The following is a 23,825-nucleotide window of genomic DNA, read 5'->3' on the forward strand; positions in this document are numbered from 1 at the left end:
ATCGAGGTAAATCATGAAGAAAACAAAAAAACAACAAGTCATGGCGGTAGTGCGTGGAATAATGGTTGCCATTGGCGGCTTTATTACAGCCTACGGATTAGAAGCTGTCTTGATACCTAATAATGTATCAGATGGGGGAGTGACTGGTCTTAGTATTGTCGGCTCGCAATGGACAGGATTGCAGTTGGGGATTCTGATCACCTTGCTCAACATCCCGTTTATTATTCTCGGTTATAAACGCATTGGACAAAACTTTGCGATCTACTCGATTATTGGAATTATTTCACTGGCCGTCAGTACCAATCTCATGCACCATATCCCTACCATTATCGAAGGGGACACGCTGCTAATCACCGTGGTTGGGGGCATTATTATTGGTTTCGGTATGGGGCTTGCGCTTAGGAATGGCGGGGCACTAGATGGCATTGATATGCTAGCAGTGCTTCTATCAAAAAAATCTCCCTTTGGCACAAGTGATTTGATTCTCTTTTTAAATATGTTCGTCTTTATCATTGTTTCTACTGTATTTGGCTTCCAAGGTGCTATTCTATCCGCTATCGCTTATTTTATCGCTTCTAAGGTGATTCATATTGTAGAAGAAGGCCTCAGCGGTACCAAAACCTTCAATATCATTACCGATCAGCCAGAGGTTATGGCAAAAACGATTGCTGACCGCTTGCAACGAGGATCGACTTATAAAACAGTACAAGGTAGTTATTCCAAAGAAGAGTTTGTCGAGGTATCTTGTGTAGTCAACCGCTTAGAGGAAAGCAAGATGAAGGAAATTATTCAGGAAATTGATCCGAAGGCTTTCGTCACCGTCTATGACACTTCAGAGGTTCGCGGGGGCAGTTTCTCCAAGCACGTTATTGATTAATATGGTTACAATGGAAAGGGGACTATCAATGAAACTTCAATTTGACAACGAACTTGACCTAAATTTAAGGAATGTCCAGTTACGCATCACCAGCTTTTATAAATTTCTCTACCAAATCAATGATTTGATACTGGGTATTATTTTCTTAATTGGCAGTTTCCTATTTTTCAGTGAATCGACCACCTTTTACGGAACAATTCTATTTGTGATAGGTAGTGTGCAAATGTTGATTCGGCCAGTGATCTCTATCGTACATGATATTCATATCTCTAAAGTAAAGCAGCAAATGGATAATGACCGTAAAAAAGCTCCTCGTACTTGATGACGAGGGGCTTTCTCTTAAAACCAGTTCTTTCGTTTAAAATATAAAATTAACAACGCGCTAATAATCAATATAGCAGCCACAATCGTTATATAACCATATGACCAATTCACCCCTGGCATATATTGAAAATTCATGCCGTAAAAACCCGTGATCAGCGATAAAGGCAGGAAAATAGCTGATACCAGTGTTAATAGCTGCATCACACGATTCATGCGATACGAATTAATCGAGGCATAATTGTCGCGAATATCACCGGTCATCTCCTGTGCTGCTTTAATCATATTCATTTGTTTAATCATATGATCCTCAATATGATGAAGATAGGCCTGCTGCTTATCCGGCTGGGCAAAGTCTTCTTCCTGCTTTAAACCATCAATTAATTCAAACATCGGATGCAGCACTCGCTTCAGCCTGATAATAACGGAGCGAATCCGGAAGACGTCGTCCATTAAATCCTTACTTATCGTAACATCAACATGACGCTCTTCAAAGGAAAATACATCATCCTCTACCTGATACACATAATCAAAATAGTTATCTACCACCTGATCCAAGATGATGAGGGCGGCGTCTGTCGGTGTTAACGATATCTGGTCAAAGGATTTTAGGACTTGCTCCAAATTACTTAATCCACCCTGTTGGTCTTGACGATAGGTAACAAGGAAGTGCTGCTTCATAAAGATATTAATCGCTTTTGCCGTATAATCATGACCATCAATAGCCTGACACGCCAAAAATTGATAGTCTTGGTATGATTTGAATTTCGGACGAGTGATTGTCTTTACTGTATCCTCAATTTCCAATGGGTTAAAGTGAAAACTAGTTGATAATAATTGATTTTCTTCCTTAGTAGGCTGCACAAAGTCATACCATACAAAAGACGCGTCCAGAGGAATGTCTTTCTCTTTAGTTGTTTCCTGCCATTCTCCTGAGGTTGTTTGATATCGAATGAAAACCGCCATTCTGCCCCTCCTTTCTTCTCAAGTCTCTAGCTGCCGAAATTCCTGTAACAATGCTTGTTGAATCTCGCTGTATTCTTCCTCTGTTAATCTATCATACAATAATTGCTCACAAAATTCAGCGATATCCTCTAAGGAGCGTCTTATTTGATAAAATTGGAGCGCTACTTGATCGATCTCAAATCCTTGATGTGCCTCTTGATAGATTCGCAAAAAATAAGATGAATAAGGTCGATCAATCATATGAAACAAATCCGCTTCTGGTGGAGCCAGAGTTAATCCTTCCCAATCAATAAGGATCAGATTTTCGGCTGTTTGCATCAAATTCCAATGATGCAAATCGGTGTGACAAAGCACCATGCGTGGCGGATCAACGATTAATCTTTGTGACAGCTTGGTTACCAGCTTAAAATAGCTGTTCCATGTTTCAAAATGAGGAGCCAGTATGACTTGAAGCTCTTTTGGTATCTTCCCTGAAGATATCGTTTGAAATAAGTCCGGATAAGGAAGATGGAAATCCTCTTTAAGTGGTGCTGTCTCAACCGAAATTTCTTTTCCATAACGATGAAGTTCACTCACCATGGAGGCTAATTCACTAACCTGTGGATTGGTTAGTTTTCGATCTCCTACCGTGAAGCCATCAATAAACGGATATAACAAATAAACGCCATGCTGATCTTCACAGCTGTATTCACCCTTAATAGTTTGAAGAGATACTGCCATTTTCCCCGCTAGTCTGCTATGCTGATCTAACCATTTTGTCACTGGTACATAGTCAGCAATGCTCGCTGTTAATACAGGTGTGGAGGCGCGCTGTTGTTCATAAACCTTTAAGAAATATTTCTTCTCCTCTTCCGTAATAAGCAGAAAGGCAAGTGCAGCCCATCCGCCTGTCACTTGCCTTATCTGTTTTATTTTCAGTCCATAGTTTTGTTCGATGGTTTGTTGCATTATTTTTTGCATCACCTAACTGTCCCCTTTCAGAGAATGCACCATTTAAGAAATATGCTGCTTATTTTTGCCCAACTGCATTTGATACATCTTGAAGTATTCGCCCTCTTTCGCTAACAAGGACACATGATTACCTTGCTCAATAATTTCGCCATGCTGCAATACAAAGATTTTGTCTGCTTGTTGAATCGTTGACAAGCGATGGGCAATCACAAGCGTGGTTCTTCCCTTTTTCAAGACTTGCAATGCTTGTTGAATCATTCCCTCGGTTTCAGTATCGATATTGGCAGTGGCTTCATCAAGGATCAAGATAGCCGGATCAAAGGCCAGAGCACGGGCAAAGGATAATAATTGTCGCTGTCCGGTAGAAAATTCATTTCCCTTTTCCTTGACCGGTTCATCATATTGTCTTGGTAGTTTTTCAATAAACTTATCTGCTCCAACGGCTTTCAATGCCGCAATGGCTGCTTCACGACTGACGGCTGGATCATTCATCGTAATATTGGACAAAATCGTACCGGTAAAAATAAATGGATCTTGCAGCACGATACCAATGTGCTGACGCATCTGTTGTTTGGAATAGTTTCGTGTATCCTCTCCATCGATCAGAATACGACCATGCACCGGATCATAAAAGCGGAACAGTAGGTTCATGATCGTACTTTTTCCAGAACCGGTATGACCGACAAAGGCAGCTGTTTCTCCTGCCTGAATGGAAAAATCAAGTTCTTGCAACACATAATCATCTTTTTTATAGGCGAAAGAAACCTGGTCAAAGACAACCTTGCCTTGATAACGAGGGATTGCTTGATGATTCATCGGCTCCCCTTCTTCATCAAGCAGGTGGAATACCCTGCTGCCAGAGGCTCTTGCTTGCTCCAACTGTTCCAGCTGACTAGCCATTTGATTCATTGGTTCAAATAAACGGTTGATCAGATCGACTAAGGCGTACAATAAACCTGCCGATATAAGTGTTGTACCGTCCAACGCCACATTTCCAAAATAAAGGATGAAGGCCACAAACGCAACATTTCGTAACAAATCGACTAAATTAAATGAAGTTGCAGCATTAAAAGTATTCATTTTCGTTTGATAGGTACGCTGCTTCTCATTTAATGTTTCAAATTCACCCATCATACGGTTCGTTTGATCATAGGCTTGAATCATCGTCATCCCTTGAATCGATTCGTTAATATTCGCATTAATATGGCTATTCGTTTCACGGATCACCCGATTGTAATGCCCGCCAATTTTCTTATAGACGCGCATCCAAATTACCAGTATTGGTACAAGCACCAAGGCAATCAGGCCAATCTTGACATCCAAAATAAACAAGGCAACAAAAATCCCCAGCATATAAATACTTCCAGAGGCAAACACCTCCAACACCTTGACATAGAGTTCCCTAATCGCTTCCGTATCATTGGTCACCCTTGCCAGAATCCTCCCAGCCGGCTGATCGACAAAATATTTAACCGGTAAACGCTGGATATGATGAAAGACATCCTTACGCATTTTCTGAATAATCCGATTAGAGGCGTACTGTAGCAAATACGTCTTGTAATAAATGAAGATGGAAGCAATTAAGATCAGGCCGATATATAGCGCCAACAGCCCGACAATCGGCAGCACCTCCCCTTGGAAAAAGGACAATACTTCTCCTGTAGAGAGCTGACTGCCATTCACTTCGATCTGTTCTCCTTGATAGTCTAAGGTAATCTTTGTCTCATCTGCTTCGACAAAGGCAGCTTCTAGCGGTACCTCCCCTTCCAGTAAATAATAATGCAGACCATCTTGAAAAAGGGTAATCATTGCACCATCCTCTTGCTCGATACGATCGATGCGCTGGTAATATTGGCCCTGCCATTCTACACCAGTCTGGTCATCCGTCTCCACATATTGATTGGCAACCCCGGTGATGTGCTGATCGATCAAATGCTTGGCAATAAACGGTCCTGATAACTCCAGACCTACCGCAAAAATCAAACAAACAAGCCCAATCATAATGGTTTTCTTGAAATATAAAGCATAACGAAATAACCGCTTTTCTGTTGTTTGTTTTTCCATCAGTTCTCACCTTCTTCCATCTGTTGGATCAGGAATTGGTGGTAATACCAGCCACGTTCCTGCATTAGTTGTTGGTGCCCGCCGTGTTCGGTGATTTCTCCATTTTCCAGAACAATGATCTGGTCAGCATGGGTCACGGCAGACAGGCGGTGGGCAACAATGATCGTCGTTTTATTGGTACGCTCTTGTTTTAAGTGATCAATAATATTCGCTTCTGTTTTACCATCCACCGCCGATAAGGAATCATCGAGAATCAATATTTCTGGATCTCTGATAAGTGCTCTCGCTAATGACACCCGTTGTTTTTGCCCACCAGATAGCGTAACACCGCTCTCTCCAACCATTGTATTTAGACCATCAGGCAGGTTCTCTATATCAGACTGAAGTGCGGTTTTTTCTAAAATTTGTTGAATGTCCGCATCGGTAGCTTGCGGATTTCCGAAAAGAATATTTTCTTTGACAGTTTTGGAAAATAGGATATGATCTTGTGGCACATAACCAATCCATTGGCGTGTTTTCTCCAAAGCTATTCGCTCAATTGGTACCTGGTTAATCCGCAACTCTCCCTTGTCTGCTGCTGGATATTCTTTTAATAACTGCTTCACCAGTGTTGTTTTTCCTGCACCAGTTAATCCAACCACACCAATCGTCTCACCACGCTTGATGTCTAAATTAATCTGCTGCAATGACGGCATGGTAGCAGTTGGATATTCAAAAGTAATATCTTGAAAGGTGATGTTATCTGGTCTTACCACGTCGATGGGCTGTTCCGGATTTTTGACGTCTGCCTTTTGCCGTAACACATTGTCGATTCGATCTAATGAGGCATTCCCTCTTTGCATCACATTAATTAGTTCTCCCATCGCAAACATCGGCCAAATCAACATTCCTAAATAAACGTTAAAGGCAACCAGCTGTCCCATCGTGATATCTCCCTGAATAATTAAATAAGCACCATAACCTAAGCCTATCGTGTAAGACACACCTACTAATATTTTAATCGTAGGTTCAAATAAGGCATCCAATCGGGCGACGGCGATATTTTTTTGAAACACTTCTTCCGCTTTATCGTTAAATCGCTGTTCATCCGATTTTTCCTGCACAAATGCGCGAATGACCCGCACACCTTGAATCGATTCTAGTGTGTTATTGTTTAACTCGCTAAATAAGGCCTGTGCTTCCATAAAACGCAGATGAATTTTCGCGCCATACTTTTGCACAATGTATGCCATAATCGGAAGCGGCAGTAACGTTGCCAGGGTTAATTTCCAATCAATGATAATAAACATAATTCCGATAATAAACGCCATAAAGACGGTGGAGTCAATCAAGGTCAGGATTCCAAAACCAGCCGTTGCCCCTACGGCACGCAGGTCATTGGTGGACCTCGCCATCAGGTCGCCTGTTCGATATCGGCTGTAAAAGGACGGGGTCATCTTCATAAAGTGATTCATTAAACGCGAACGCATCTTTCTTTCCAATAGAATAGCCCTACCAAATAAAGCGTGCCCCCAAAAGAACGAGAGTACATAGATAATCACCATCAAGGCAACAAACAGCCACACGGATTTCATTAGGCTTGCTTGCGTTAATTGATTGGACTGAATGCCATCAATAACATCGCCTGCAATCATAGGAGGAATCGTAAATAACACACTAGAGACAATGATGGCGATAATCGCCAGCGTATAACGCAGCCATTGCTCTTTGAAATACCAAGATAACTTTCTCATCACACTAAACATTTTGCTTTCCCCCTTTTTCTATACATAAAAAACACACCTGACCGTGGCCAGATGTGTTGCATCCATACGAATAAATAAAGCCGCGCTTCCTGTTATTTACGCGACCAAAGATATGACAATTATACTAAAGAATGGATATAAACGTCAGCAGTTTCCGGATGTGGTCACGCAATAATGATTCCTATTCAATTGATTGACGTGTTTCTTTGTTCGATTAATCATCGTGAACGTGACCTCCTTTTCTTTATTCTTAAGAAAGTATACCCTTTCATGTGGGAGATTGCAATACCTAAATAGTTATTTTTTTGTAAAATGGGGGGAGGGAAGACGGGGCTTTCGTTCTTATGAACTGGGGAATGCGATTGGCGCTTCCCCACAGTCCACGAGATGAATCTTACAGACAAAAATCGTGCATTCGCGAAATTCTGTCCGTAAGAATGGATCTTACAGACAAAAAATCGTGCAATCACGAAATGCTGTCCGTAAGAATGGATCTTACAGACAAAAAATCGTGCATTCGTGAAATTCTGTCTGTAAGAATGAATCTTACAGACAAAAAATCGTGCAATCACGAAATGCTGTCCGTAAGAATCCATTCTTATGGACAACATTTCACGAGCTAGTGATTTTAACGATTGAGATCATTCCCGGCCCAATAATGACCCCACCTCTATGCACTGGTTGATAGGGTTAGCTCATCTTTTTCAATATAATAATCTTTCAACAATTGTCTTACGCGAAACACCCTAGTCTTAACCGCTCCCTGACTGATATGCAGACGATCGGCAATTTGCTGGTCATCTAGTTCTAAGCTGATTTTCAAATGGAAAACAGCTAATAATTTTGGACGATTGCCAAGGCATTGTTCCATTTCTTCTAACATCAAGGAACTATTTAAGCTTTCTTCAACAAAGTTTCGAGCTAATAATGTCATTTCCTCCATCCAGCCGGGCTCCTCAAACAAATACATCTGATGCCGTTTATCTTTACGCAACTGATCGATTGCCGTCCTCTTCGTAATCGTTTTTAACCATGATCCTAACTTTTCTACTTGAGTAAGCTGAGGGCCTTGCCTGAACACCTTGATCCATGCTTCTTGAACGATATCCTCTGCCTTTTGCTTATCTTTGACAACTTGCATGGCTGTATAATACATCATCGCTTGAAATTGCTCGACCATTTTTTCAAACATCACGTTATCTCTCCCTCCATCTTTTCGGCCAGCTTACTCCACTTCTAACTGTACTTCTCCGTCAAGATTTTCTCCTTCTATACTTAGATACTCCCAGCCGCTATTTAAGTCAATAGTGGTGGTATGCTCGCCTGCCTCATCGAACAATACCTTTTTTCCCGAATCGACTGTATTCCAATATATTCTGACTTCCCCATGCTGTATATCGGCTTGAAAAGTGATAGTGAGTGTTCCATCAGCTTCCTGATCGAGCGAGGCACCACCGAATAAATTTTCCGATTGGGAGAACTGTTGATAGGTTGCCTGATAGGTTCCGGTATACTTGCCTTCCTCAAAAGTCCGCTCTCCCTTTAAGGATCTATCTGAGGTAAGGGCATCATCACCAAACCAATGAGTAATGGTGTCCCCTGCCTTCCGAATACCCTCTGTGAATATATTCTCCTCGTCAGATCCTGTCCCGCCACACCCCATCAATAATAAAAAGGCCATCGTTGCAGGCATCCACCGTAGTGCTTTCATTTTATCCTCACCTTTCCAATATATCGTTTTTTATCAAAAGGAAACATCGATTACCCTTTCTGTTTCCTTACAATGTTGTAAGATAAAGCTATCAGCCTTGTCTGCGCACAATACCAAAATAAACACGGGACGTCTGCCAGTAAACCAACAAATAACACAATCCAAAAATGGCAACAGCAAAAATGGTCACCATATTAAAAAACTCGTCATTATTAAGCCCGAACATCAGCAATATTTTTTTGATCGTTGGCAGGGCAAACAGTAAATGAATCACCGCCAGAACAACTGGAAACAAGAATACCATCAGAATTTGACTATGAATCGTCTGCCGGACTTCTTTGTGGCTCATCCCTACCTTCTGCATCACTTCAAAACGATAGGCATCTTCATAGCCTTCTGAGATCTGCTTGTAATAAATGATCAAAGCCGTAGCAATAATAAAGGTTAAGCTAAATACTAATCCAAGAAATAGCAAGCCGCCATTCAACGCTTGCGTCGTTGCACGATCATCATCAATCGATTGCACCGATAGATAGTTTCGGTTTTCATTAGGAAGCTGTTGATTGGAAGTCTCCTGATTCTTAACATCTACCTGAGCTAGCAAATCTTCGGTGAAATTCAATCGTTCTTCCCTTGCCCCGGAAATATTCATCATTAACAAATTGCCAAATGTCGCCTGGGTATACTGATTATCCTGATTGACCCCTTCGATCACTTGTTGAATCGTCTGTCGATCATTGGCAATAAAAATGTACTCTCCACCTGTGATACTTTCCTGGGTCGTTCGTTCCGAAAAAGACAGACTGTCTAACTTTGCCTTGATGGTAAAGGTTTGACCACCTATCGTAATCTCGTCATATGACAGTTCGCCTGATCGAACAAAGACCATGACTTCATCCGCCGCTAACTGTTCTTCATTTCCCGTCACAGACTGATAGGCACTTAGTGGAATCAGCTCGATTTCTGCCATACCACCTTCCCCAGCCATTCCTTGCGATTGCTGTTGCAGGAAATCTTGTTCGGTGGCAGCGGTGAACTGATTTTCTGTCTGTTTCATTTGCGGAAACATCGAGGTACCCTGTAAATTAAAGATCTCTTCTACCTCCACCGGATGCTCCTCTGCCAATTCCGTTACCAAAGTCTCCAACTGATCATCGGGCAGCTGACTGGTTATTTTCACATCAACAGGGTTTCTATCTCTCACCCCTTCTTCTAATCCAACAAATAAACCGGCGGTGGAAGAAATCGTCACTAACACCATCGTACTGAGAATACAGATACTCGCTAGCCCGGTCCCATTTTGCCGCATGCGATAAATCATACCAGCAATATTAACAAACGCCTTAGGGCGATAATAGACACGCTCGCGATTCCGTAAAAATTTAAGAATAGTTACACTGGCGGCAATCAACAATAGATACGTACCAATGATCACCAACACAATCGCCAAAAAGAAAATAGGTAGACCTTCCGTTGGCGAGGTAATTGATAAGGATAAATAATAACCTGTACCTAAACAGACAAAGCTGAGGATGCTGACAATCCAATGGGTTTTGGGTTCTTTCTCTCCTGCTTTACTGCCATGTAATAAGTCAATTGGGTTTATTCTTGCTAATTTAATCGTGTTATAGCCGTACAGTAAAACAAATATTCCTACGGTTATCGCCGCAGTTATCAGTAACATTTCCGTCTTCAATTGGAAATCAAACCCTCCTCCAAAACCAGTAATTTTTTGCAAGACGAGGAAAAGAAATTTGGAAAAGGCACCTCCGATCGTCATCCCAATCAATAAGGCGATCAGCATATTTAACAGATTTTCTACAAATAACAGCCAGCCGATATTCTTTTTGTCCATTCCTAACACATTATATAGCCCTAATTCCTGCTGACGACTTTTCATCAAAAATCCATTGGTATAAAAGGCGAAGATAATCGAAAACAAGACAATCACAACGTTTCCCAGAATGAACATATTCCGCAGAGTCTCCCCGTTTGGCATCGCCTCCATCCCATCGTTATTGACAATGATCTGCATCAGCAGATTCAGCATGACTAGAAAAATCATGGAACCTAAAAAAGGATAAGAGGTAGATTTATTGGTGCGGATATTGGTTGCCGCTAATTTCAAATAGTACATCGGCTACACCTCCTTCGTTAACAGCACGGACATTGTTTCCGTAATGTCGTGTACAAAATCCTCACTTTTTTTCTCCCCGCGAAAAAGCTGGTGAAAAATCTGACCGTCCTTTATAAAGAGAATGCGGTTGGCATGGCTGGCCGCTATCGCGCTATGCGTGACCATTAAGATCGTTTGTCCGTCCTGGTTCATGCGATGAAACAATTTCAATAAATTATGGGAAGCCTGTGAATCCAGCGCACCTGTTGGCTCATCGGCCAATACCAAGTCCGGATTGGTTATTAAAGCTCTCGTCACGGCGACGCGCTGCTTTTGTCCACCTGAAATTTCATAAGGGAACTTTTCCAGCAAGTCCGTAATGCCTAACGATTCTGCTAAAGGATTTAACCGCTGCTTCATTTCTTTGCGAGGTAGCTTGGATAACACAAGCGGCAAAAATATATTATCTTTGACATTAAAGGTATCAAGTAGGTTAAAATCTTGAAAGACGAAACCGAGATGCTGCCGCCGGAATTGAGCGGATTTCCCTTCTGGAATATCATTTAGACTTTGCTGTTGCAGCTTCACCTCTCCTTCTGTCACCTTGTCAAGGGTTGCCAGTATATTCAGTAGTGTACTTTTTCCTGAACCAGATTCCCCCATAATCGCGATATATTCACCGGGCTCCACATCAAACGTAATATTCTTTAATGCCTCTACTTCATGACTGCTAAGGCGAGGCCGATAAATTTTTTTCACTCTGTTAACTTGTAGTAGTGTCATTATGTCTCACTCCTTTTTTTCTTATAATCCTAGTGTAGAGCACTTTTTTGCCAAAAAACAGTTACAATCCGCTGCCTTCATACTACATTTTTGTAACCTTTACCGATTGCAATGATTTTGATCTTGAACGAACTGAGGTGCCGTATCTCGGTTCGAGTAATAATAAAGGACCAGGCAGAGGAGGCCCGGTCCTTTATCGATCACTCAAAGTAGTCACTGAATTGCCGGTTCATTCCAGGTCAAATCGTTCCAAATCCTATTATATCGATAATTCTAAGCTTTCTTACCTTACACAAAAAAGAAGAAGTACCTGCTAAGGCCTTCTTCCTGTAGAATTCAATCTATTACACGCACATGTTGGGTGGCATCGATGGTTACTTCGGTTCCTTTGTTAATGACGGAGGTAACCGATAAGCGAATGCCCAGCTGATTGGCAATTTCCTTGCACATATATAACCCAAGTCCGCTGGAGGCTTCATTTTCTCGACCATTAAAACCCGTATAACCCCTTTCAAAGACGCGTGGTAGATCCTCTGGTAAGATTCCCTGTCCCGTGTCCTTAATACATAGTACATCAGGCTGCTGCTTCGGAGAATAAACCGTGATCCCGCCCGTCTTCGTGTACTTAATCGCGTTGAAGATGACTTGTTCTAAGATAAATTGTAACCATTTCTCATCCGTAATAATCATCCCATTGATATGGTTCAACGCTACTTCCAAGTCTTTACGAATAAAAAAGGTGGCATATTTCTTAATGGTTTGCTTCACTAATGCTTGCAATGATATCTCCTCAAAACGAAAGTCATGGTGAATCGACTGCAGCCGCAAATATTGCAGCATCATATCCAAATACTGCTGCGTTTTAAAAATTTCTTCCTTCATTTCTTTTTTTACAGCAGCCTCTGTTGATTCCGATAGTAGATTCAAGGTGGCCAGCGGGGTTTTGATTTGATGGCTCCATAAAGCGTAATAATCACGCCATTCCTTTTCTTGTGTTTGATGTTTGTCACGCAGCTCGTCCATTTGGCTCCCTAATTTATTCAACAACGCTTGGTAATCCTGTTCCAGCAAGCCGGCTTTTTGAAAATTCTCAGCAGCAACATGAAACCAGTCCTGCTGTCTGATATTCACTAGTAATCGGTGTTTGCGCCAAAGCCTTAGGCCGCGATAACCAAGTACGACGATAAACACGGGGAAGGTGAAGAGAATGACATCAGTATACACTTCCACCTCTACATCGTATAGAAAAAAGGTGCTGCCCATCAAGCACAGGATGGCAAGATAAGTGAGTAGGAACCACCAATCTTCTCGTAAGAAACGTCCGATAAAAACCAGAATTTCTGTTATCTTATTCATCCTCTTTTACCAACATATAGCCAATTCCCTTAATGGTATGAATCAAGGACGGAAAACCACTGGCGGCTATTTTCTTTCGTAGTCTGGTTATATTTACCGTCAAGGCATTCTTACTAATAAAGGCCTCATCTTCCCATAGTTTTTCCATGATTGCCTCTTTTGTCACCTTTTTCTCGGCAGCATTGAACAGGATCGCCAAGATTTTGGTTTCGTTTGGTGTTAATAGCACGATACGATCTTGATAGCTAAGCTCTCCCTCTAATAAAGATAGATGGATATCTTGATAGGACAGCACTTGTTCTTTATCGCCAAAGTCATAGGTGCGCCGTAATAAAGCCTGTATCTTAGCTACTAATAAATCGATATCAAAAGGCTTGGCCATAAAATCATCTGCCCCCATGTTCATCGCCATCAACATATTCATTTTATCGCTGGCTGATGAAAGGAAAATAACTGGAACTGTTGATAAGTTACGGATTTCCTGACACCAGTGATAGCCATTAAAATAAGGAAGTGAAATATCCATCAGCACCAACTTTGGTTGAATAGTCTGAAATTCTTCCATAATATGTTGAAAATTATTTGGTATAGCTACGTCAAATCCCCATTTCTGCAGTTCTTCTTGAATGACTCTACTCATTCTCTCATCGTCTTCTACTAAAAAAAGCGTCTGTTCCTCCACCGTTTCACCACCTTGTCAATCTTATTAGCCATAGTATGACAGACGCCAGCAAAAAATACAAAACAGATAACAAATGACCAGCTGACTGTTTTCTTGCATGTTTTAAGGAGATCACTTGAGGGAATGGATAGAAATCGAAATGGTTTCTCCTTATCATTTTATCGGATTTCCTGTATACTAAACCGAAGATAGACTATCTAGAAAGAGTGATTCAATCAATGCAAGAATCTAGTTCTCACGTCAAAAAAATAGATTATATGCTGATATTTATCGTGATCTTGCTCGGGATTGTGAGTATATTTACATTATACACACTACAACCTTATTTAGGAGAAAACTATTATTTTAGACAAATCATTTGGTATATTGGTGGAGCAATCCTTATTGGAGTAGTCATGTTTATTGACTATGACCGTATTCTCCAAGTCTCTTGGTTTATTTACAGTTTTGGAGTACTACTTTTGGTAATGCTCTATTTTCACTTTCCACCAGGGATTGCTAGTAATGTAAATAATGCCTGGAGCTGGTTTGATTTCGGCTTTTTCTCGCTGCAGCCAGCTGAAATCATGAAGGTTTTTCTGATCATCCATTTAGCGCACATCGTCATTGCCCATAAAGAAAAGTTCGAACAAGCAAGCGTCTTACGTGACCTTTGGTTATTAGTTAAAATAGCGTTACTCTCATTGCCGCCGATGATTCTAATCGCTTTACAGCCTGACTTGGGCAGCTTTTTAGTGCTCGTCGCCATTGTGCTTTGTATGATTTTAGTCTCTGGAATACAATGGAAGGTCCTCCTCACTTTATGCATAACGGCAGTCGTTGCTATCGGGGCATTTGTTTTCTTATATATCAGTTTTCCAGAGGAGATCGGTCAATTTGCTGACGATTATGGCTTTGATCATGTCGAGAGCCGATTTAGTGCCTGGTTAGATCCAGACAGCAATACACAAGGGGATTCTTACCAGTTAAATCTGACGATGCGCGCGATTGGTTCTGGTCAGCTTTCCGGCAAGGGTCTTAGTGAATTAGAAGTCCCTGGCATACCAGAGCGGCAAACCGATATGGTCTTTTCTGCGATTGCTGAACAGTTCGGTTTTATCGGTTCGAGTCTATTGATTTTACTATTTTTTATGTTGATTTATCGATTGATACAAATTGGGTTACAAAGTACTGATCCTTTTGGCAGCTTAGTAATGGCAGGTATGATTGGAATGTTCACTTATCAAATTTTTCAAAACGTTGGTATGTCAATCAATCTCTTGCCTATTACTGGACTGCCACTGCCTTTTATCAGCTATGGGGGCAGTTCTACTTTGACCTATCTACTAGCTATTGGTCTTGCCCTAAATATATATTACCGCACCAAGACCTATATGTTTGGTTCAGATTGATCACCATTGCAAATTCTCTTTGACGATAATTGCTGATGATGGTACGATATAACCAGAAAATAATCGATACTACTTGATCAAAAAAAGGAAGACCATCATCTTAGACGACCACCTCTGATCAATGAATAAAAGGGATGTGGCATAAAATCTACAAATGGTTACTAGGTATTCTTCTGCTTGTACTTATTGGTGTAGTTGTTTATATTGTAGTAGATATACAATCCGGGGCAACTTCTAAACCTGAAGCCTCCACAGAAGAAGCTCAGCAGAAGGAAGAAGAGCCTAAAGAATCGGAGATAGTAGAATTGTCTGAAGAAAAAGAAGAGTCGAACGAAGCAGGTGAATCTTTCAATCCTTTCGGTGATGCGATGAATGAAGAGGAGTTGACAGAGAAAGAACTGCAAAAATATCTCAACTATATGGCCCATCAGAAGATTTACGCTGAAGAAATATGGGGTTTTTATGAGATAACGCCTGAAAGAATTGCGTTTTTGCTTGAAGTATTGGATACACAAGATTATCCACATGAGGACGTATATCGGGATATTTTAGACAGATGGGAAGCAGGCGACTTTTCCCAAGCGGTTTCGGACCATAACAGAGTCTGGAATCTGCAAGGCGGTACGGTTGGTGAGGCGACACGGTTGCTAACCGAAGAAGAAGAACAAGCCATATTGGATAGAAATCCATGATAGGATAACGAGAGACATGGCAGATCATGTCTCTCGTTTTTTAAGTGTTGCTAATTTATAAAGAGAAAGAACCTCATAAAAATTAAACGCATTATTGTATTTTTTTATTCGGTTTCGCTTATTTTTTCTTTTGCCCAGTCATAATTCCCTTCCAGACAGTGAACATGCTGGTTGATCACCCAAAAAATCCTTTCAAATAATCGATTCAAAAAATATCGATCATGGGATACGGCGATAATCGTGCCTGCATAATCACTAAGGGCTTCTTCTAATACTTCCAAGGACTCGATATCCAAATGATTGGTCGGTTCATCTAATAACAGCAAATTGGTATCCTGATGCATCAATTGTGCCAGCCGCAAACGCATCCGTTCTCCGCCACTCAACTGTTCTACTTTCTGGAAGACATCATAACCATAGAATAAAAATTTGGCTAGTTCATGACGCGCCTGCCCTTCTGTGAGCTGGACTTGATCACGGAATACCTGCAAGACCGTTTGATCTTTGACATCTGCAAATGTATGTTGGGACAGGTAGCCCATCTTTACATTACTGCCGATTCTCACTTCTCCATCATCTGGTGCTATTTCTTGCAATATCAGTTTTAATAAGGTCGATTTGCCGGTACCATTCTCGCCGACGATTGCCACCTTTTGTTGATAGGAAATCTTCATGTTTACTTCTTGAAAAAGCGGTTGATCCCCGTATCCTTTAGCAACTTCTTCCATGATGACCACATCATTGCCACTGCGATTGGCTAAGTTCATGTCCAGATTCATCTTTTTGCGTTCCAATACCGGCCGCTCCAGTTTCTCTATTCGTTCTAAAGCCCGTTCCATATTTCGAGCTCGTTTATGCAGTCCAGCATTGGGTGGATTAGCACGGTTTGCCCAATCTCGCAGACGTTTGATTGCCTCTTTCATTTTTTTGATCTTTTTTTGTTGTTCTTGGTATGCTTGAAATTCTCTAAGCAGCCGCTCTTCCCGTTCCTGCACAAAACCGGAATAATTGGTATGATACGTATGAATGCCGCCATCCTCCAACTCGATAATTTGCGTCACCGTCTCGTCTAGAAAATAACGATCATGGGATACAAGTACGACTGCCCCTTGATAATGACGGATGAAGTTCCCTAACCATTCCACGGCTGCGAGATCCAAATGATTGGTTGGCTCATCCAAGAATAGTAAATCCGGCTGTTGCAGGAGCAGTGTTGCCAAACCTACCTTGGTTCGTTCTCCCCCGCTTAAAGAACCAAAATGCTGATGAACCAACTCCTTGATCTGCAGACCACTGACCACTTTGCGGATCATTGCCTCGATTTCGTATCCGCCTTTTTCGAGGAATTGCTCCTGTAGGGCACCATATGTTGCGATGAATTGCGTTAGCTGTTTTTGATTTTCCGGCTGACTCATTTTCTGTTCTAATTGCTGCATGCGATTTTCTATTTTTTTCAAATGAGAAAATGCCTGTTGCAACATTTGATAAACCGTGGTGGAATTCTCAACATCTGCTATTTGTTGAAGATAGCCGATTTTCGCTTCCTTTTGCCAATGGATTTGACCGCTATCCGGCGTTTCTTCTCCGGTTAACAAACGAAGCAGTGTTGTTTTACCACTGCCATTTCTCCCAACCAGGCCTATCCGCTCCTTTTCTTTTACTTCCATCGATATCTGTTCCAAAACGGGACTTCCCCCGTAATTTTTATTGATTTGTTGGGCACTGCAAACGATCATGCCTCTTACCTCCTTCAATGTAAAAAAAGCCATCGAGAAGACGTACTTCTCCATGACCTATTGTGAACTATTCGTTGAACCAATCGTGCTGTTCCTTGCTGATGAATCTCCAACAGCTGGTACATCACGAAAAAAGAGGAGCATGAAAAAGCCCCTCCATTCCAACGTCTGTTAAATAATGGTGTAGAGATGTTTTCTCTGTTTTGTTTACCTATTTAGTTGTTCAAAAAGGACACACGTATCCCGTTAACAACTAAATCCGCAAATTTTGCACGGTTTAAAAACAAGAATTCCGTCCAAAAGCCGCGCAACAAAACAGTTTGATCAAACATCTCCTCACCTCCGTTCTTTGTTTATCTATTATTTAGTTTAAAGGGTTTGGTGATTTTTTGCAAGTCGGTATATCTTTGAGCATAGGAACTAGCTAAAAAAGAGAGAGGATAAAATAGAGGGTGTTCGATGGTTCTTATGGCAGCAGAGTTGTGAATTATTAGGATTCGCAAATGTGAGAAATATTAACGGGAATAGCAAAAGCCCATACTTAAGCCACTTGCTAAAATGCCATTTAATCATTCTCCTTCATTTTTTCTATTAAAGCCATAATAAAATCCGTTATTTGAGGATATTTAACGGAGTATTTATCTGAAACAGTAGTGAAAATCTCCATGTCTGAATTTTGTTGAACTCTAATTTCTTGGTTATTTTCTAAGTATATTATGAAACCAACATTAACATTACCTTGAATATTATCTATTTTAGTAGCCCTATTATTAGGTATACTATTATAAATGCTGACGAATTGTTCTATTTCTTCTGCTGTAAGTGTCAAATTCATATTAGTAATCATAGAGTCATTCTGATATTCAAAATCTTTTACAGAAGCTGTTACATCTTTTATGTTATCGCTTTCAATCGTAGGTAAATTATTTTCATCATTCTCTATCTTGGGGGAACATGCAACAACCATAAAAAGTGCAATGGTACAAATAATTTTTTTCATCCGATCCCCACTTTTTCTAGATATTTATTCAAATGTTAACAATTATAGCTTTACTATTCAACTCTCCATTTAAAATTTGAGAAATGATGACCAAAATCCAATCATAAATCAAAAAAACGTAACGCCCAACAGTAAAATTTTCCTGTCTGTGAATAAGTGAATTTTTCTTCCGTATGAACTTGTTTTTTATATAATCTTACGGACAAAACTTTGCGATCCCTCTGTTTTTTGTCCGTTAGATCCATTCTTACGGACAAAACTTTGCGATTCCTCTGTTTTTTGTCCGTTAGATCCATTCTTACGGACAAAACTTTGTGATTCCTCTGTTTTTTGTCCGTTAGATCCATTCTTACGGACAAAACTTTGCGATCCCTCTGTTTTTTGTCCGTTAGATCCATTCTTACGGACAAAACTTTGCGATCCCTCTGTTTTTTGTCCGTTAGATCCATTCTTACGGAGCCAAGATCTATTCCTTGCTCGTTGGATTCACAAAAAACTCCCATAAAAACATACAACGAAACCATGTCTTCACGGGAGTATATGATTCATTAATCCACTACAATATAGGTTACATGAACGGGACCATGCACCCCGACGATCAGGTTCATTTCAATATCGGCGCTGTTACTTGGTCCTGTCACAAAACAGATGCTAGAAGCGGGATCTTGACCGGCTTGATGATCGCGATGGATTTGTTGTGCCGCTTGCGTCATCCTGGGAACGATCGTATCTTTAGGAATAATCGCGATATAGCTTTTCGGCAGCAGGCTGATCGACCGGCCATTGTCCTTATTAGTCAATAAAGTTACCGTGCCAGACTCCGCCAACGTCATATCACTAAAGGAAATGCCGACATCCGCTCTTTCCGCAATCACTTGATTTTCCTTGCCAAGTGAAGCGTCCCAGATATGGACATCGATATCCTCGGCAAACTGTTGGTAAGCACGATCCAAACCATATGCGTGATTGCGTGGATCCTTTGAAGCAATCAGTGACTTTGCCTCATATTTATCTAGTACTTCTCTTAGTGTAGGCACCAATTCTTCCTTTGATGTCCGGACAAAATCGGTATGAATCACCTGACAATGCTCTTGTAGTACATCGATCAAGTCCTCCGTTGTGTAGTTTTGAAACACCCGCTGCTGCGGCTGTACTGAATAATCCGGTCGTTCGACGCCTTCCCTGCGCTGGGGACGTCCCAGATTAGCTGCTAATTTACTTAAAAAGGCATCTCGATTATGAATCGCCATTCGTCTTTTCCCCCTTTTGATGATTACTCCACCAAGAGCGGAAGGACTGCTTACCAGGTGCTGGAAAATCACGGACATCCGTCCAACCCTTTAATGGACCTGGCCCGTCCTCGACATACTCTTCTTTGGTCCATGGTTTCAAGGCGGTTCTCGCCATTTTGGTACTTAATTTATAAGCAGCCGGATGGGAGGCCCATTGCGCAAATCCTTTCATCGCAATCCGTTCCATTGCTGGTGAGCGTTTTTCTTCCTCAACAATAATCTCGCGATGACGAATCAACTGCTCATGTAACGGAATCTTCACGGGACATGCCTCTGTACAGGCCGCGCACAAAGAGGAAGCATATGGTAATTCCTTATGGTCGTCATAACCATCCAGAAGCGGCGTTAATACGGCACCAATCGGACCCGGATAAATCGAATTATAGGCATGCCCGCCGACATGGCGATAGACCGGACAAACATTGATACAAGCGGCACAACGAATACAATGCAAGGCAGACTGGAATTCCGTGCCTAGAATCTTGGAACGGCCATTATCAACAATGACCAAATGATAGTCTTCTGGACCATCCACTTCCCCTTCTAGACGTGTACCGGTAATCGCGGTAATATAGCTAGTTAGTTTTTGTCCAACCGCTGCACGGGTTAACAGACTAACCAACACCTCCATATCTTCCCATGATGGCACAATCCGCTCCATCCCCATCACCGTAATCTGGGTATCTGGCAGGGAGGTGACCATTTCGGCATTCCCTTCATTCGTAACTAACGTGACCGCACCCGAATCGGCAATCGCAAAGTTACATCCGGTAATCCCCACGTCTGCACTAAGAAATTCTTCCCGAAGCTGTTGTCGGGCAAAAGCCGCAAGTTCCTCTGGCACATCGGTTTGATCATATCCCTTTTTGTCGGCAAAGGTTTCCCGGATTTGCTGTCTGTTTTTATGCAAAGCCGGTGTCACAATATGGGATGGCGGATCTTCATCCAATTGCAGAATCCATTCCCCAAGATCTGATTCGACCACGTCTGCTCCGGCCTGTTCTAAGGTATGATTCAAACCAATTTCTTCTGTCACCATCGATTTCGTTTTGACTACTTTTTTGGCTTCTTTCTTTTTCACCACATTTTCGATGTAGTCATTCGCTTCCTCTGCCGTTTCAGCAAAAAAGACATGCCCGCCACGTTTTTCAACTTGTTCACTAAGCTGATACAAATAATAATCAATATTCTCTAGTGTATGGCTGCGAATTTCTGATCCTAACTGGCGCCAATCTTCCCAATCGCCCAGCTCTTCTGCCTGCGACAAGCGCCCTTTACGAAAACGACCTTGTGCAGAAGAGACGGCTTGGCGCATAAAATCATTGTCGATGCCTTGATCGACGCGTTCCTTATAAGAAGTCTCACTAATCTTAATGCTCATACCCTCTCCCCTCCCAACTCATGTGTATTTAAGATTTCCGTGATATGAACTACCTTGACGTCTTTGCCTTCACGTCGCATTCTTCCCCCAATATTCATCAAACAGCCCATATCGCCACCGACCAGATATTCTGCTCCTGTTTCCGAGACATGCTCGGATTTCTCTTTGACCATCTCTTGGGAGATAGCGGCATTTTTCACGGCAAAGGTTCCACCAAAACCACAACAATCCTCTGCCACCGGTAATTCGATAAACTCAATGCCAGGCACATGTTCTAATAATTTACGCGGCGCCTCCTTCACTCCAAGGACACGCGTCATATGGCAGGATGGATGATAGGTCACTGTTCCTTTAAAGGTAGAGCCGACGTCTTCTACTCCCAGCACATCCACAATAAACTGGCTAATTTCATAGCTTTTCTCCGCTAATTCCTTCGCTGGCTGTTCCCATTCTGCATCTCCTTTAAATAGTTTGGGATACTCGCGCAGCATGCCGACACAGGAGCCGGACGGACCAACCACATAGTCGGAATCTTGAAAAGCCCTGATCATTTGCTTCATCCCTTTTTTCGCCTCGGTCACATACCCGCTGTTATAGGCAGGCTGACCACAACATGTCTGTGAGTCAGGGAAGTCTACTTCACACCCCAATCTTTCTAGTAATTCCACAGAATCCTTTCCTACTTCGGCAAATACGATATCACTTACACAGGTAATAAATAAGGATACCTTCATTTCTCCCCACCCCTTTTATTCTACTTATCTAGTTGTTGAAACAATAATTGCTCGACATTTTCTAAGTGGTCATACATCGCATCCCTTGCTTGCTGGCTATCACGTTGTTTAATCGCTTGATAGATTCGTTCATGTTCTTGAAAAAGGGTATCTGCCCGCCCTGCTGCATATAGAATAATTCGACGGGTTTCCCGGATCGTTTCTGACATGAGGTCGGATACACTACCCATTAAATGAAGGAGTAAATCCATATGGGTGGCCTCTGCAATCGCGATATGAAAATCAATATCGGCTTTTTCGGCTAAGGCATCATCTCCGTTAGCATCTGCCATTAATTGAAGCGCTTGCTCGATTCTTGCTAGATCAGCTGTTTGATGACCTGTCGCCGCATACCCAGCCGTTCCAACCTCTAAAATCTTTCGTACTTGATACAATTCTTTGACATCATCTTGTTTCATCAGAAAAGCGGCACTGACAGGCAAGGTAAATTGTTCTGGATCAAAATCCTTGATGTAGGTACCTTCTCCTTGGCGCATTTCCACTAACCCCATCGAACGTAAACCGCTGAGTGCTTCTCGTACTGCAGATCTCCCTACTCCGAAGTGACGAGCCAACTGTTCCACAGAATCTAATTTATCACCTGAGGCAAGGCTCCCCTGCTTCATCATATCCATTAAAGAAGCAGCTACTTGTTCATATAACTTCTCCGATTTAATCTGTTTATATTCCATATCTTCCACTCCATATACTCGTATGCCCTTATGCAAATAGTAAAAAAATAGTCATCAGATGACCTTATGTGTTTCATTGTACTCCACTTTTTCTTTCGATGCAAGCAAGCTAAAGATAAAAAGTATACGCTTACTAAGCATAATCAATGAATCCAACGCATATCTTGTACTGCTTATCCACATTTAAAAATAGCAGACAATCAAACGAGGAGGCTCTTTATGGTTTGGTCCATCCCTGCAAAAATAAGCCAATTATTCCTTTTAAAAAGCAGGTTATTCGTGCAACTACTCGTTAGTTTTGGTTTCTTTGTACTTTCCTTATTGGCGGCACTGTATGAAGGAAGTTATTTACTAGAAGATAAATCTGAATGGCAGCACACCACGCCGTTTACTCATTTATTGCACGAACATCCTATATTCCCGGCAGATATCTCTGCGCTGGATTTCTTGGTTTATGCTATTAAATTTTTCAGCTTTTTTCCTATCGTTTGTCTCCTGTCTGGTTTATACTGTTTCATGTTAAGCTTGTTTACCATGTTACGCAAGAAGATGCTGTGGTTTCGCAGGACTTGCACTTTGATTGGTTTATTGCTTCTTATTAGTGGAGTGCTGTTATTTAGTATGATAACCATAGGGATCCTCCTATTTTGCAGTGTAATGATATTATCTGGATTGATCTTAGTCTGGTGCACTTATTTGCTTAGAAAAACGATCGTACGATGAACAATGTGTACGTAAAAATAACGATAAAAATACTTCTCCCTTTTACATTAGCATGGTATAATAAACACAGGACAAGTGAAGGGGGTTGCTTATGAAGAAGCTTATCTTGACTACAGCTGTCTTACTATGCATTACATTTATCCTTAGCGCCTGTCAATCATTAGGGAAAGAACAGGGCATTTTTCAATGGAATGACTCCTTTGTGGGGGATAATAACGCTATTTCCTCGATTGTTTTTCAACTGCCAAATGCAGACTCTTTTGAATCAATGGAGCTGCAAACAAAAGAAGAACCTTATGAGATTATCTTACACTACCAAGAGATAATGGCAGACAATCTCGAGCAAGAATATCAATACACGGCCTTTTACAATGCTACCTTTCTCTTTACACTCGTACAAAATGTGGAGAAGGTAACCTTTGCATTTAAGGATGAATCATACACACTCACACGAACAGAACTTGAGAAATGGTATGATACGAAGCTCGGCGATTTGAATAACGAAAAAGAAGTGAAACAGCTCATAGAATCACATCAAGAGGAAAGCGCGACATGGTTTGAATAATAAAAAGG

The 23,825-nt window shown here is 41.5% G+C and carries 23 protein-coding genes; 6 read left to right on the forward strand and 17 right to left on the reverse strand.

The genetic code is table 11. From position 1 onward, the window contains the following. Positions 1 to 13: 13 nt before the first annotated feature. Both BN6556_RS04950 and BN6556_RS04955 read left to right on the forward strand, forming a co-directional pair. Complete coding sequence (locus BN6556_RS04950; RefSeq protein WP_066187958.1) at positions 14 to 877, forward strand: YitT family protein; 864 nt, start codon at positions 14 to 16, stop codon at positions 875 to 877. A 28-nt stretch (positions 878 to 905) separates the two neighbouring features. Next, the gene (locus BN6556_RS04955) at positions 906 to 1,199 is read left to right on the forward strand and encodes a YrhK family protein (RefSeq protein ID WP_066187960.1); all 294 of its coding nucleotides are present in this window, start codon (positions 906 to 908) and stop codon (positions 1,197 to 1,199) included. Positions 1,200 to 1,216: 17 nt separating this feature from the next. Here BN6556_RS04955 and corA read toward each other — a convergent pair whose 3' ends face one another. From corA to BN6556_RS05005, 10 genes are all read right to left on the reverse strand, one after another. Beyond that, on the reverse strand, positions 1,217 to 2,164 hold the full coding sequence (gene corA, locus BN6556_RS04960) for a magnesium/cobalt transporter CorA (RefSeq protein ID WP_066187962.1): 948 nt from the start codon (positions 2,162 to 2,164) through the stop codon (positions 1,217 to 1,219). 18 nt (positions 2,165 to 2,182) lie between these two features. Beyond that, positions 2,183 to 3,124 (reverse strand): aminoglycoside phosphotransferase family protein, encoded by a 942-nt coding sequence (locus BN6556_RS04965; protein ID WP_066187963.1) that lies wholly within the window; start codon positions 3,122 to 3,124, stop codon positions 2,183 to 2,185. Positions 3,125 to 3,157: 33 nt separating this feature from the next. Beyond that, positions 3,158 to 5,179 (reverse strand): ABC transporter ATP-binding protein, encoded by a 2,022-nt coding sequence (locus BN6556_RS04970; protein WP_066187965.1) that lies wholly within the window; start codon positions 5,177 to 5,179, stop codon positions 3,158 to 3,160. After that, a complete protein-coding gene (locus BN6556_RS04975; protein ID WP_066187967.1) occupies positions 5,179 to 6,924 on the reverse strand; it encodes an ABC transporter ATP-binding protein in 1,746 nt (581 codons plus the stop codon). Before BN6556_RS04975 ends, BN6556_RS04970 begins: the two co-directional genes overlap by 1 nt. Before the next feature lie 670 nt (positions 6,925 to 7,594). Then, positions 7,595 to 8,116: an RNA polymerase sigma factor gene (locus BN6556_RS04980; protein WP_066187969.1), complete on the reverse strand. Its 522-nt coding sequence runs from the start codon at positions 8,114 to 8,116 to the stop codon at positions 7,595 to 7,597. 33 nt (positions 8,117 to 8,149) lie between these two features. Next, positions 8,150 to 8,635: a hypothetical protein gene (locus BN6556_RS04985; RefSeq protein WP_066187971.1), complete on the reverse strand. Its 486-nt coding sequence runs from the start codon at positions 8,633 to 8,635 to the stop codon at positions 8,150 to 8,152. 91 nt (positions 8,636 to 8,726) lie between these two features. Then, entirely contained in the window at positions 8,727 to 10,772 is a 2,046-nt protein-coding gene (locus tag BN6556_RS04990; RefSeq protein WP_066187973.1) for an ABC transporter permease, read from the reverse strand. 3 nt (positions 10,773 to 10,775) lie between these two features. Continuing rightward, positions 10,776 to 11,534 (reverse strand): ABC transporter ATP-binding protein, encoded by a 759-nt coding sequence (locus tag BN6556_RS04995; RefSeq protein ID WP_066187975.1) that lies wholly within the window; start codon positions 11,532 to 11,534, stop codon positions 10,776 to 10,778. Positions 11,535 to 11,870: 336 nt separating this feature from the next. Continuing rightward, a complete protein-coding gene (locus tag BN6556_RS05000) occupies positions 11,871 to 12,890 on the reverse strand; it encodes a sensor histidine kinase (protein ID WP_066187977.1) in 1,020 nt (339 codons plus the stop codon). Further along, complete coding sequence (locus BN6556_RS05005; RefSeq protein WP_235817452.1) at positions 12,883 to 13,572, reverse strand: response regulator transcription factor; 690 nt, start codon at positions 13,570 to 13,572, stop codon at positions 12,883 to 12,885. The genes BN6556_RS05000 and BN6556_RS05005 overlap by 8 nt, the downstream gene beginning before the upstream one ends. A gap of 218 nt (positions 13,573 to 13,790) precedes the next feature. Between BN6556_RS05005 and BN6556_RS05010 the strand changes: the two genes are divergently transcribed. Both BN6556_RS05010 and BN6556_RS05015 read left to right on the forward strand, forming a co-directional pair. Then, the gene (locus BN6556_RS05010; protein ID WP_066187979.1) at positions 13,791 to 14,963 is read left to right on the forward strand and encodes an FtsW/RodA/SpoVE family cell cycle protein; all 1,173 of its coding nucleotides are present in this window, start codon (positions 13,791 to 13,793) and stop codon (positions 14,961 to 14,963) included. Between the two features lie 134 nt (positions 14,964 to 15,097). After that, on the forward strand, positions 15,098 to 15,655 hold the full coding sequence (locus tag BN6556_RS05015) for a DUF6241 domain-containing protein (RefSeq protein WP_066187982.1): 558 nt from the start codon (positions 15,098 to 15,100) through the stop codon (positions 15,653 to 15,655). Between the two features lie 104 nt (positions 15,656 to 15,759). Here BN6556_RS05015 and abc-f read toward each other — a convergent pair whose 3' ends face one another. From abc-f to BN6556_RS05050, 7 genes are all read right to left on the reverse strand, one after another. After that, a complete protein-coding gene (gene abc-f / locus BN6556_RS05020; protein ID WP_066187984.1) occupies positions 15,760 to 17,391 on the reverse strand; it encodes a ribosomal protection-like ABC-F family protein in 1,632 nt (543 codons plus the stop codon). 215 nt (positions 17,392 to 17,606) lie between these two features. After that, on the reverse strand, positions 17,607 to 17,723 hold the full coding sequence (locus tag BN6556_RS22720) for an RAxF-45 family protein (RefSeq protein ID WP_286171750.1): 117 nt from the start codon (positions 17,721 to 17,723) through the stop codon (positions 17,607 to 17,609). A gap of 233 nt (positions 17,724 to 17,956) precedes the next feature. Next, positions 17,957 to 18,391: a hypothetical protein gene (locus BN6556_RS05025; RefSeq protein ID WP_066187985.1), complete on the reverse strand. Its 435-nt coding sequence runs from the start codon at positions 18,389 to 18,391 to the stop codon at positions 17,957 to 17,959. 548 nt (positions 18,392 to 18,939) lie between these two features. Continuing rightward, positions 18,940 to 19,641, reverse strand: a complete 702-nt coding sequence (locus BN6556_RS05035) for a LutC/YkgG family protein (RefSeq protein WP_066187989.1) — start codon at positions 19,639 to 19,641, stop codon at positions 18,940 to 18,942. Next, on the reverse strand, positions 19,628 to 21,064 hold the full coding sequence (locus BN6556_RS05040; protein ID WP_066187991.1) for a LutB/LldF family L-lactate oxidation iron-sulfur protein: 1,437 nt from the start codon (positions 21,062 to 21,064) through the stop codon (positions 19,628 to 19,630). The genes BN6556_RS05035 and BN6556_RS05040 overlap by 14 nt, the downstream gene beginning before the upstream one ends. Next, entirely contained in the window at positions 21,061 to 21,798 is a 738-nt protein-coding gene (locus BN6556_RS05045; RefSeq protein WP_066187992.1) for a (Fe-S)-binding protein, read from the reverse strand. Before BN6556_RS05045 ends, BN6556_RS05040 begins: the two co-directional genes overlap by 4 nt. A 20-nt stretch (positions 21,799 to 21,818) precedes the next feature. Beyond that, positions 21,819 to 22,529 carry a FadR/GntR family transcriptional regulator gene (locus BN6556_RS05050; RefSeq protein WP_066187993.1) on the reverse strand — a complete coding sequence of 237 codons (711 nt, stop codon included), beginning with the start codon at positions 22,527 to 22,529 and terminating at the stop codon, positions 21,819 to 21,821. A 219-nt stretch (positions 22,530 to 22,748) separates the two neighbouring features. Here BN6556_RS05050 and BN6556_RS05055 point away from each other — a divergent pair, with 219 nt between their 5' ends. Both BN6556_RS05055 and BN6556_RS05060 read left to right on the forward strand, forming a co-directional pair. Continuing rightward, positions 22,749 to 23,252 (forward strand): DUF4306 domain-containing protein, encoded by a 504-nt coding sequence (locus tag BN6556_RS05055; RefSeq protein ID WP_066187994.1) that lies wholly within the window; start codon positions 22,749 to 22,751, stop codon positions 23,250 to 23,252. A 91-nt stretch (positions 23,253 to 23,343) separates the two neighbouring features. Next, the gene (locus BN6556_RS05060) at positions 23,344 to 23,817 is read left to right on the forward strand and encodes a DUF4825 domain-containing protein (RefSeq protein WP_066187995.1); all 474 of its coding nucleotides are present in this window, start codon (positions 23,344 to 23,346) and stop codon (positions 23,815 to 23,817) included. Positions 23,818 to 23,825: the final 8 nt, after the last annotated feature.

It is taken from the genome of Gracilibacillus timonensis, assembly GCF_900086715.1.
Lineage (GTDB): Bacteria > Bacillota > Bacilli > Bacillales > Amphibacillaceae > Gracilibacillus > Gracilibacillus timonensis.